This is a genomic window from Coprococcus ammoniilyticus (assembly GCF_025567345.1).
In the GTDB taxonomy this organism is placed as follows: domain Bacteria; phylum Bacillota; class Clostridia; order Lachnospirales; family Lachnospiraceae; genus Coprococcus; species Coprococcus ammoniilyticus.
On sequence record NZ_JAOQJS010000005.1, the window covers coordinates 356,140 to 367,381 of the forward strand.

At 33.8% G+C, this 11,242-nt stretch carries 14 protein-coding genes; 10 read left to right on the top strand and 4 right to left on the bottom strand.

What is annotated here, in order from left to right; translation table 11 throughout:
* Window positions 1–377 precede the first annotated feature (377 nt).
* Complete coding sequence (locus tag OCV60_RS10005) at window positions 378–1,943, top strand: MobA/MobL family protein (protein WP_015559481.1); 1,566 nt, start codon at window positions 378–380, stop codon at window positions 1,941–1,943.
* A gap of 74 nt (window positions 1,944–2,017) precedes the next feature.
* Here OCV60_RS10005 and OCV60_RS13070 read toward each other — a convergent pair whose 3' ends face one another.
* Genes OCV60_RS13070 through OCV60_RS10020 form a run of 3 tightly spaced genes read right to left on the bottom strand, consistent with a single transcriptional unit; the run spans window position 2,018 to window position 4,664 of the window.
* Complete coding sequence (locus tag OCV60_RS13070; protein WP_008397001.1) at window positions 2,018–2,584, bottom strand: accessory gene regulator B family protein; 567 nt, start codon at window positions 2,582–2,584, stop codon at window positions 2,018–2,020.
* Complete coding sequence (locus OCV60_RS10015) at window positions 2,581–3,315, bottom strand: LytR/AlgR family response regulator transcription factor (RefSeq protein ID WP_015559482.1); 735 nt, start codon at window positions 3,313–3,315, stop codon at window positions 2,581–2,583. Before OCV60_RS10015 ends, OCV60_RS13070 begins: the two co-directional genes overlap by 4 nt.
* Window positions 3,312–4,664, bottom strand: a complete 1,353-nt coding sequence (locus OCV60_RS10020; protein WP_008397004.1) for an ATP-binding protein — start codon at window positions 4,662–4,664, stop codon at window positions 3,312–3,314. Before OCV60_RS10020 ends, OCV60_RS10015 begins: the two co-directional genes overlap by 4 nt.
* A 337-nt stretch (window positions 4,665–5,001) precedes the next feature.
* Here OCV60_RS10020 and OCV60_RS10025 point away from each other — a divergent pair, with 337 nt between their 5' ends.
* The 9 genes from OCV60_RS10025 to OCV60_RS10065 all read left to right on the top strand — a co-directional run bounded on the left by OCV60_RS10025 (window position 5,002) and on the right by OCV60_RS10065 (window position 10,529).
* Entirely contained in the window at window positions 5,002–5,523 is a 522-nt protein-coding gene (locus tag OCV60_RS10025) for a matrixin family metalloprotease (protein ID WP_008397006.1), read from the top strand.
* Between the two features lie 15 nt (window positions 5,524–5,538).
* Window positions 5,539–6,210, top strand: a complete 672-nt coding sequence (locus OCV60_RS10030; RefSeq protein WP_008397007.1) for a hypothetical protein — start codon at window positions 5,539–5,541, stop codon at window positions 6,208–6,210.
* Window positions 6,211–6,438: 228 nt separating this feature from the next.
* The gene (locus OCV60_RS13075; RefSeq protein WP_015568874.1) at window positions 6,439–6,585 is read left to right on the top strand and encodes a cyclic lactone autoinducer peptide; all 147 of its coding nucleotides are present in this window, start codon (window positions 6,439–6,441) and stop codon (window positions 6,583–6,585) included.
* Window positions 6,586–6,603: 18 nt separating this feature from the next.
* Window positions 6,604–7,023 (top strand): hypothetical protein, encoded by a 420-nt coding sequence (locus tag OCV60_RS10040; RefSeq protein WP_008397010.1) that lies wholly within the window; start codon window positions 6,604–6,606, stop codon window positions 7,021–7,023.
* 54 nt (window positions 7,024–7,077) lie between these two features.
* Window positions 7,078–7,908 carry an ABC transporter permease subunit gene (locus OCV60_RS10045; protein ID WP_008397012.1) on the top strand — a complete coding sequence of 277 codons (831 nt, stop codon included), beginning with the start codon at window positions 7,078–7,080 and terminating at the stop codon, window positions 7,906–7,908.
* Window positions 7,895–8,695, top strand: coding sequence for a hypothetical protein (locus tag OCV60_RS10050; RefSeq protein ID WP_008397014.1), 801 nt, complete (start codon window positions 7,895–7,897; stop codon window positions 8,693–8,695). The genes OCV60_RS10045 and OCV60_RS10050 overlap by 14 nt, the downstream gene beginning before the upstream one ends.
* Before the next feature lie 14 nt (window positions 8,696–8,709).
* Entirely contained in the window at window positions 8,710–9,345 is a 636-nt protein-coding gene (locus OCV60_RS10055) for an ABC transporter ATP-binding protein (RefSeq protein WP_015559483.1), read from the top strand.
* On the top strand, window positions 9,345–10,028 hold the full coding sequence (locus tag OCV60_RS10060) for a hypothetical protein (RefSeq protein ID WP_008397017.1): 684 nt from the start codon (window positions 9,345–9,347) through the stop codon (window positions 10,026–10,028). Before OCV60_RS10055 ends, OCV60_RS10060 begins: the two co-directional genes overlap by 1 nt.
* Window positions 10,029–10,166: 138 nt before the next feature.
* Window positions 10,167–10,529, top strand: a complete 363-nt coding sequence (locus OCV60_RS10065; RefSeq protein WP_008397018.1) for a hypothetical protein — start codon at window positions 10,167–10,169, stop codon at window positions 10,527–10,529.
* 180 nt (window positions 10,530–10,709) lie between these two features.
* On the opposite strand, the gene OCV60_RS10070 is transcribed toward OCV60_RS10065, so the two are convergent.
* Window positions 10,710–10,952 carry a DUF6061 family protein gene (locus OCV60_RS10070; protein ID WP_008397019.1) on the bottom strand — a complete coding sequence of 81 codons (243 nt, stop codon included), beginning with the start codon at window positions 10,950–10,952 and terminating at the stop codon, window positions 10,710–10,712.
* Between the last annotated feature and the right edge of the window lie 290 nt (window positions 10,953–11,242).

An 11,242-nucleotide genomic window follows, 5' to 3' on the forward strand; every position in this document is an offset into this window, starting at 1 on the left:
GCTAACGGATTCGTCTATTGTTTCGCTGATTTTCATAGCAATCTTCTAGCATTTCTGTTAAGAAAAGGGAGTGCCGGATACGGCACATAAAAAGTGTGCCATTAAAGGCACAAAATTAGGTGCTGAGGGAACAGTTACAGCTAAAAGTGAACTTCATAAGCAAGCCCTCGGCGTTTGAGAGCGAAATACACCCATCGCACAAAACTTCGTTTTGTACTCTGTGTATTTCGCTCTGCGAGGCTTAGCCGCCACAAGGCGGATGTGTTCGCAAGACGAGTGCCTATGCACTCGCTCACAGGGAAAGTTTACTACTCACATCTCATCTATCTTATCTGTCCTCTTTTCCAAAATCAAAACTGGGAAAGGAGGAAATCGCTATGCCAAGAAATTCATTTGTGCAGATGTCAAAGCTCCATAATGTTCGTGGAAGAATCTATTATATCTCCAGTGACAAAAAACAGGAAAATCTCTATGCGGTATATGAAACCACAGACCGAAAATTTTGGACAGAACTTGCCAAGTGCAATCAGGCAGAATTTAAGAAAAGCGGTACAGAGGGAAAATGTATCGAAGCAAGAGAATTTATCATTGCCCTGCCGGAATCCTTTGTGGATTATCCGCCAGACGGACTATTAAAATATATGACGGATAAATTCAAAAGTCGGTATGGTGTTGATTGTATTGCAGCACTCCATCATAACAAACGAAAGACGAATTATCATATCCATCTTATCTTTGCAGAACGAAATTATCTTGACGAACCGATAGAAAAGATTGCCACCAGAAATATGTTCTATGATGAGAAAGGTAATCATGTTCGTACCAAGAAAGAAATCCTAGACGAGAATGGAACTATCCGTAAAAGGTGTAAGGTGATCAAGAAAGGTGAGGTCTACGAAAGACAGATGTTTACCATCAAGGACGCTCGCTTTAAGCAGGAACATTTCTTAGATGAGGTCAAGGTATTTTATACCGATGTCATCAACGGACTTGTCAAAGATGAGAAAGAAAAGCTGTCTGCATTCAAGCGTGGGGATGTCTATCTTGCCACTAAGAAAATCGGTAAGAACAATCCAAAGGCAGATAAGATTACACTCAATAATAAGGTCATACAGGACTGGAATCGTACTGTGGATCACGCTTTGGTATCGGGGATGGAGCGAAAGGAAATCTTAAAGGTAAAGCAGGAACAGATTTCAACTCCGATTAAGGAATCCATTCACAAGTATGGCAATCATCCGGAGCTTTTGTTTATGATTATCTTTCGGGCAATCGAGCTGTTAAAAGAACTCATAAAGTTGCTGATACAGAAACAGGAACAACAGAAAGCCAGAATCTCCGACCTTATGGAGCGAAGAAATGAAAAACAAGAGAAACAACCAGCTCCATCCGTTACACAGACAGACAATCAGACAATTCCTGCTGTGACCCAACCATTCAAAGCACCTGCTACTACTACCGCAGAAAAGACCGTTATTCCGCCAAGACCAAGAATGTCTGAGCTGGCACACGATTATGAGATGCGACTTGAAGAGATTATGGAGAAACTTAAACGACAAAACAGAGCCATTCATACGCAGGAAGTGAAAAAAGACCTTATTGACGAGGATTTGAAGAACTGTACAGGATTATTCCAAGGAAAGAAACGAAAGGAATTGCAGGCACAGTCTAACAAATACGCAGAAACGATTAAGATTATGAAGCAGGGATTATCCCATATCGTGCAGGATTACAAATATCCAACGGTAGATGCGTTCCTGCAAGTCTATAAACAAGGCAAGTCCGAGTATGAATCCTATGTCAAAGCAAACAAGGAATGGAACTCCAAGTATGGAGAAAACTCAATCCATCGAAAGCTGGCAGAAAAACAGGCAGAAGTTCAGAAACGGGAACAGGACAGAGATTTTAACTATCGTTCGCCATCAGACAGAGGAGCTAGATAATCTAATTAAATTCAAAAAAGATAAAGACCATCAAATTCTTTATCTTTTTTGAATATTTATGAAAAGTCATCCTGCTATTTAAAGTGTCTCATTAGATTTTTAATTGTTTCGACTATCATAAGAATGATTACGCAGAAAAAGGAATAAAACAATGTGGTATTCATCTTCGTGTTTCCAATTTTATAAAACAGCAGAAATCCAATGCTAACAATTATCACAGAAATAAGTTTATGTATCCATTTTTGTTTGGTGGTTAAACATATTTTATGGTTACTTATAGGTGCAAATAATATACACATAAGGACAAGTATCAAATATCCTAGTACAGTTGGCTTTAAATAGATTATAGCCCACTTATCAAGACAACCGAGAAAAAAGCTGCCTAAGATACATGTTAACTGCGTTGGAGCATGGGCACCTCCGGTATAATGTCGTAACAATGAAAAGGTAATTACCCAAATTAGGGTATAGCCGAGTGTATGTGATAAAACTCCCCATACGAACAATAACACTATGGTTATAAAAGTATTCAAAAAACATTCTAAGCCATATATGTATATTTCTAATTGATCCGCAGAAACATCCTCCCCGGATAGTTCTGCTAACTTATTAGCAATAGATGTAGCCCACTTCGTAATCATTCAAAATCCCCGCTTGTATCAAATCTTGTTGTATATTTGGCAAAAGCACTTATCACGTCTTTGGAATAAGAACGTGCGATTTGTGTAGTTAGATGATTTGACAATTCAATCGTTCCTGATGTAATACGATAGATATGTGCCATATTTACAATATAAGAACGATGGGTTCGGATAAATTCACTTGGCAAATGGACAATAATCTTATTTAGGGTAGACATTTGTTCATAGCATTTGCCGTCTACGGTCAATATATCCACATAATGTAATCTGCTCGAAAATGTCAATATATCTGCATAGGGAATACTTACAATTTCCTGCTTGTTTCGGTATATGTAGGTATTATTAGATAACTCCTTCGCGATTTCATCCAAACACAGAAAAAGAGTATTTTCCTTGACGGGTTTTAGCAAGTAGTTTAAAGCTCTGACTTCATATCCTCGGAATACATATTCTCTAAAAGCTGTTAAAAATACAATAATACCTTGATAACCAGATTCACGAAGGCGTTTAGCAACCTCAATTCCATTCATTTGCCCCATTTGTATGTCAAGGAAAAATGCTGAAGCCTGTATAGTTGTGCCTTCAGAATTTTTTGAAAAATATTCTTCGCCCGATTCGTATTCGTCAATTTCAATATCCCAATCATATTGCTGCCCGTATTTTCTTATTCCATTTTTCAGCCGTTCTGATTCGATCACAGAATCTTCAAGTATGGTTATTTTCATTTTCATAGTAGTTTGTTATTCTCCTTATCCGGTATCATAATATGTACGGAAAAAATTTTGTTATCAGATGTAATCTGCAATACGCCATCTGCCTTTTCTACAAGCTCTTTTACTCGTCTTATCCCAAGTCCATGTTCTTTTCCTTGTTTAACACTCAAAATGTCTCCATCAATGCTACCTTTTATCACACCATCATAATTATTTTCAATGTGAATCAGTATCATATTCTGGTAAGGTTTAATATAAAAATAAATGTATGGATGCTCGGTTGGATCAGAGATTATAAGTCTTTCTCCTGCTTCAATGGAATTATTCCATATATTTCCAAGTATGGATGAAAGCTCAACAGAATCAAGCGGAAAATTTTCAGGAGCCATAATAGAATATTCTGTCTTAATTCCGTGTTTTTCAGCATAATCAAGTTTTGCGGTAAGTATGCAGTCAATAGCAATATTTCCCGTTGCTATGGCACTTTGCGTAGTTGCAAGAGTGTTATGGTATTGCTCTGTATATGCTATAAGTTCATCCCATTTCTTGTCTTTTGCTAATACGTTGATTGCATCCACATAAATCTGCATATCATGTTTCATTTTTCGTAATCGTTCAGTTGTCTCAGATAAGCTATTGAACTCAGTCCTTTCCAGCTCATAAATCTTTTGTTCTTCCAGTAATCGTATGTTTTCTTCTTTTGAATAACCTAGCTGGTATATGTATAGCATCAATACTAAAAATAAAATAATAAAAAACAAGTCAACCAATGATAGCCTAGCTGAAAAGGATGAATCACCAAATTTATCAACAGATTCCAAAGTCAGCCTTAATATGTAGTGCCCGATTGCAAGTCCAGAAATTGCGATGAAAATATATGCAACTTTTTGGAACGGTGAAAGAGATATGTCTTTGTTTCCAATAGAATGAAATAACAAGACAAAAACAGCTATCATTGCCAAATATAACATGGTATATGGCTTCCGTAATGTTCCACCTAATAATAGCTCCAGAGACGCTCCTTTATAAAGAGTAACGGGAATAAAGAACGAAATCTGTTCTGCAACTAAGCAAATGATGGAATACGAAAAGCCCCAAAAGATACGGCGAATTATACTATCACGATAGAACAATACTGCATATCCAATGTCCAAAACACAAGATGACATCAAAGTGCTGTAGGATGATATTCCCATTTTATTCAGCGTGCATAACACAGCAAACTGAAATGATACGAAAAGAAACATCAAAACTGCTTGATGTTTATAATTTGCTCGAATACGCAATTTTTTATGGATAAATATTATAAACAATGCCAGTTCTAAGAAATTAACAATATATTCCCATATTGAGTCAATATATAGCATAGCTACCACTTCCTTTAATCATTCTCCGTCATATTTTATCATCAATAAAGTAGGTACACAACATAATATGCTACCGTTTGTGCATAGTGAGCTACCATTCATGCATAGAGGTATTGAAAAGTATAAAGATTTTGTTATATTCAAGGTATACTACTACATCTTAAGTATTCTGAGAATCTATAATATGGAGTGGAGATGATAAGATGTCGTACTTTAGGAATATTAACAGGATATATAATGTGTACTAGTATGTGTTGCGTTTCAATTTTCATAAAGATAACCTTTAAGAATAATTGAAGATAACCGTTGTTACATGATTGAAAAGGAGTGAAGGAGTATGCATTTTAAAAAATCTGTTTTAAAAAATCATTTATTGTATAGCATTATAACTTTAATGGCTATAGCAATGCTATTTCCTATTACGGCATTTGCACAAGCTTATGTACAAACATGGGATCTTGTTGATTCTGGCAAACATCTAGACTATGACGGAAACAGCACTTACATGAGTTATATTAACACTGGGGCTGCCACATGGAATGCATATAAATCTGGAGTAATCAGAAAAGACAGTGCTTTTGTTGTAGAAGATGTATACGTAAGCGATGTCAATGCTTCGAATGGATGGGCAGGCATGACATATTCTAGTGGTAAAATTGAACTCAATACCTATTATATGAGCGGTTATAGTAATAGTAAAAAACAGAATGTAGCGACACATGAATTGGGACATGCATTAGGGTTGGATCACAGTACTTCAACAGATGTTATGGATGCAGCAATTACGGGACATACTAGTACGCAGGCATTATCTCAAAATGATAAAGATTCATATGATGCCGCATATAATAATTATTAGGGGAGGGAGAACGCTATGAAAAAATCAAGTATCTATGGTATTTTGTCTATTGTTCTTATCGTAGGAATGTTTTTTACAGGATGTGCATCCAAAAATAATGCAAGTCAACTGAATACAAATGTATCTAACTTGCCAATCCACCAGATGCACGCATCTTTTGTATATGATACTGATAACATTCGCGAAGCTGTTGGTATCTGTGATTACGTATTTGTAGCAAAGGTTGTCAGTTGCGATGGAACCGAGTATCGAAATGTTATAACGACTGAAGATGAAAAAGGAAATCCTAAGGAGGTCGGTTCGCCTTACACTAATTATACTATTCAGGTTCTCGAAAATATAAAAGGTGAACTTATTACAGATAAACCTATTCCTATTGTTAAACAAGGCGGAATTTCAGAAAAACAAGATGCTATTTATCTGTTTGAGAATGATTCACTGCCTTCCGAAAATTCCATTTATATCTTTTTGGCATATGCACAAGAGGATGGTTCGTTACTAATTTCTGGTCCAAATTCAAATGTAATGTGTAACGATTCGAATATGTATTCTATTAATTCTGTCTCAGAGGAAAAATCAGTTACAGAATACGATGAGTTTATTACATATAAAGATGCTAATGATAATGAGATTATTCCAGTTGATCGAGAGCGTTATAAATCTATATATGAGACTGACAATAATTAATCATTATTTCTGAAATATATAGATTAAAGATGGCAGGTAGGTGCTTAACCTATCTGCCATCTTTTCGGTTTTATACCTATATGTAGAACAGTTCGTGCATGTTGGGCTACCATTCGTGCATAGAGGGATTGAAAAAATTAAATACTCTGTTATATTAAGCACATACCATGGTAAACAAATAAAGTTGTCTGTAATTGTCAGACAATTAAGGAGGGGGGGGTGAAAACGATGGACAATAAGCAAGTAAACAAGGCACCCCAGAAAAGTGCCCGTCTCGTACTTCAGGCAGTGACTGCTATTGCTCGAAGTAATGCAAATTCATTGTGCCGTGGTTTGTTGTATGAACCAAAAGTACCAACGCAGTTAAAAAAATAAGATTGGGAGGAATTGACTATGATGTTAAAAAGTTTAAAACAGAAGATTGCAAAAGTAGGTATTGGTTTGTTTTGTGCAGGATGTGTATTTCTTTCTTCAGCAGCATATTCTCAGGCGGCATCTTACACCGCTTATGCACTTAAACTGAATAAGACTAATAACTTTACCTCTATGCATGCAAAAACAACATCCGATGATTACATCACAAATGAGGTAACAGCAATTACCAATACCTCTTACGCAAATTTCTGGGCTGTCAATAACAGCAAGAGTAAAATATCTAATAAGTATAAGCAGGGTGTTGGAACAGGATCTTGTAATTTAATCTTTACCAAGAGCGGTTATAATTCTACTAACACACAGGTCGGTATGGGAATGGAAAATTATCAATCTCAATTATCAACTGCATTTGTAAGTGGAAATGTAGATTTTAGATAACAGAAGGGATGGGCATAAACCTCTTCGTGGGTTTATGCCCTTTTGGTAAAGATTATGAAAAAAATGGTTCTTATAGAAATCAAACATTGTATTGATCGTGCAGAATATAAAGTTGTTTTTATTGCTCTAATGATTTTAAATATTGCTTCGTATATTTTATGTGTAAAAAATGATATAGGAAAAAGTTATCAATTTATTCGTTCAGCAAATGAAAATTTCGTATTACAGGGCACTGAAGCGGCATATATTCCATATATAATGTATCTGTTATTGCCTGTTTATGCAACAATTATTGCATCACTTTCCTTAATAAGAGAAGAAAAAAGCAATAGTTCAATCCTACTTATTCAAAGAATCGGGAAAAAGAAATATTTAGCAGGAAAATTATTTGGCATTCTGATTGTAACCTTTTTGACAATAACAATACCAATGCTCATAAATTTATTATTATGCCACTTGACATATCCAATACATGGATATGACAGTGCTTGGGGAGAACCTGATTACGCTATAGGTTTGGTATCATATAACGCTGACAATTTTCTTGATATGGTGAGATTGCAACATCCAACTTTATATAATCTAATATACATTTTTAATTACGGAATTTTTGGCTCGGGATTAGCTATCTTAGCTTATGCTCTTTCATATTATAACAAAATGAAAGTTCTATATTTCGCAAAGATACCTGGTGCTTTGTTTATATTCTATATTGTTTTTAATTTGATTGTTTCTGTCTTTGGGCTAAATGAATTCTCTATACAAGGTTATATTATGCCTAATGTTCATGGAAATATAATAGGAGAAATTGTTCTGATATTGCTTATTTTTGGATTAAGTATTGGCATTATACAGAGAAAAATAAAAAATTATGAAGTTATATAAGAAAAAAATTTTGAATGTTAATGTTGGAAAATGCTTACTAGTATCACTTATAACATTTGTAATTAGATATTTTTATGCTAATGTGTACTTGGGGTTTCATAATAGTCTGGTTACAATAACAGAAGGAGTACGTTCACAAATATATTTTGGGGGAATACTAATAGATCATTCGTTTGACCTTATATCTTTATCATTTTTTGCGATTTTGTTTATCCTTGAGATTTGTTATCTTACAATGGACTTATTTAATGATGCAAATGATAACATGGTAATTCTACTTCCTCGTTATGGGAAAAAACACATAATTTATAAGGATATATTAATAAAAATGATATTACGTGACTGTATTGTAGTTGTTTCCGATTATTTGTTTTTTCTTTTTGTAGAGCATACCTCTAATGGCTTAGAAGATTTCAAAGTTATTTTTATGCTATTGATAGAGATTTTTCATTTGCAAATGATTAGTTATTTGTTTTCATTTTGGAAAGATTCAATTATAGGATACATCGTTGCATTTATTGTATTTTTTATTCCAGTAATGGTGTGTGGATTTTATTTTTCAATGGGAAATGTTATATGGAAAATTTGGCATTATTCCTTGCTACATATTCCTTTATTTAATTGGCATAACAAGCTTATTATATATTATGTCGAAGAAAATTACGAATGGACTACAAGCAATATAGATTTATTGAATTTTAAGTCAAGCTGTCTCATTTCAGTTATATCATCCGCTGTTTTGGTGTGGATAGGTAAATTTCTTTGCGAAAAAAAACAAATATTGTGAGGTGAATGATATCCATGAATTTATATGTAAAATCTATTTCAAAGTCAATTAAAGGTGAAAAAGTGCTTGATGATATCAGTTATACATTTGAATCTGGTAAAATATATGGAATATATGGTAAAAATGGTTCAGGTAAAACAATGCTACTCAGAGCCATTGCAGGTTTTATAAATACAGACAAAGGATACATAAAATATAATCACAAGGCATTACATAAAGATATGGATGTTTTACCAGATTTAGGAGCTGTTATTGAAAATATTTCTTTTTGGAGTATGTATTCAGGATTTGAAAATTTGAAAATGCTTTCCAATATAAAAGGAATTGTATCAGATGAAGAAATATATGAAATAATGATATACTTTGGTCTTGATCCCAAATCAAAGAAAAAAGTAAATAAATATTCATTAGGAATGCGTCAAAAACTAGCTCTTTGTCAAGCACTGATGGAACATCCAAAAATTTTGCTTTTGGATGAGCCAACTAACGCATTGGATCAGCATAGCATTGATTTATTTCGTGAACGTATATTGGAAGAAAAAAAGAATGATACCATTACTATACTGACAAGCCATAATAAAGAAGATATTGAAATATTAGCGGATGAGAAGATATGCATGGAATTTGGTAAAATTAAGGAGTTGATGTAATGAAGAAATTTGTATTAACTATCTGTGTTGTAATCATTTGTATGGTGACAGCCTTATTCTATGGAAAGACTGGGATAAAAACAACTACAGGGGTTCATGATCCTGATATTGCTTTATCAGAAAATACAGCTATGGAAATTTTCTATACAGGAGGGCAGAAAACTTCTTACTTTAACAATGAAAGTAATTACTCATTGGATGATATGGAAAAAGATTCTTCTTTAATAGCTCGTATAACTGTAACAAATTCTCGTGAAATGAGTTTACGATCAACAAAAACAATGGTAAAAATAGAGGAAATCTATAAGGATAATTCTGCTAATCTTTCAGTAGGTGACTGTATTTACATTATAGAACCTGTATCATTTGTTAGAGGTGAAGAATTTTACACTAACGGATGGCAATATCTGAAGACCGAAGATACTTATTTAATATTTTTAAAAAATCTAGGATGTATTGATGGGTATAAATACACCAAAGAGGAAGAAAATTCATTTATGCCTGTATCGGAAATATATTCAAAGAGAAATCTAACTCATGATGAAAGTTGTGTGGTTTTTGATTCGGCGGAAACTCTCTATTCAAGTATATCTATGTTTGCATTTTTGACCTCAGAAAAAACTATAGTAGATAATTATGAGAAAATATGGAAAAACATTACAAATTCAGGTAAGTATGAATGATTTAATTATTTATGAATGAATCTCTCCTATTCTATTTCCTGTGAGAAGCGTATCAATGTTAGAAATTCATGGAGATACTGAATTAAGCAATATGGAATCATTCAATCTTAAAGAAACTAAAAATGGAGATAATAGAAATTGAATAAAAAGAAATTGGCAAAGAGTGTTGTAGGCATTGCTTTAATTGTAAGTGTAGCTATACTTATCGTTGTATGTGTTGGAAAAATAAAGCACATTCAGAATAAAAAAAATATTATTGGTACATGGAAGAATGCAAATGCAGAGGAAGTGTTTACCTTTCAAGAAAATGGAGGACTTGTTGTAAACAAAGATATGCCCGAATTGGGTATTACCTGTGGCAATGCATTATATAGCATATCTTCCTCAAATATGATTTTTGTGGAACAGAGAGATAATAGCGTGAATTTTGAGATAGAAGTAGATCAAAACGAATTAACAATCTTCTTTATGGGTCATAAATATTGGGAATTAACAAAATAGCAATTGCATATAAAGCGATACTCATGATATCCATAACCATAAAATATAGAGCCGATGAATCACTCGTTATTTCGATTGTGAGTTATCGGCTCTATTTCATTATTTATGGAAGGGCTAAAGAAATATCGTATTTTATAGAAATACTTTTGACAGATTTCTTCTCATTTTTATGTTCTTTTATCAAGTGCTATACCATTCCATATTCATCGCATTCACCCAATCTTGCATTTCTGAATCAAGATACAAACGGGCATATTCTAGTGGATTGTCAATCGCCAGTGCATCCAACATTCGTTGAGAGTTAGGAGTAGTAATCAATCCATCTTCTGCCTTGCCACAGTCAATCCGAAGTATGTAGCCATTGTAATAATTGATGTCTATGATGTTGTGATATTTATTATATTCTGCATGAACGATATTCATATTGCAAAGTCCTTTCTCTTATCTGTTTCAGTTGTAGAAGCATCTTGACCAGTTCCAGCCGATTATGTGATTTATATAATGTTATTAGCTGTTACCGGATTTTGCTTCCCTTGTTTTTGCCCTTATGAGGTGTCGTAACACAAGGGAAAAGGATATAACATAAGGGAAAGTCTAAGGGAAAGCTCACTTGCCAAAACTGTAGTAAAATCAAGGCATTGCGGATTTTATCGTAACACTTTATAATACCAGTTAGGTGTTAAAGAATTGTAGGTATCAAAATTCGAATTTTT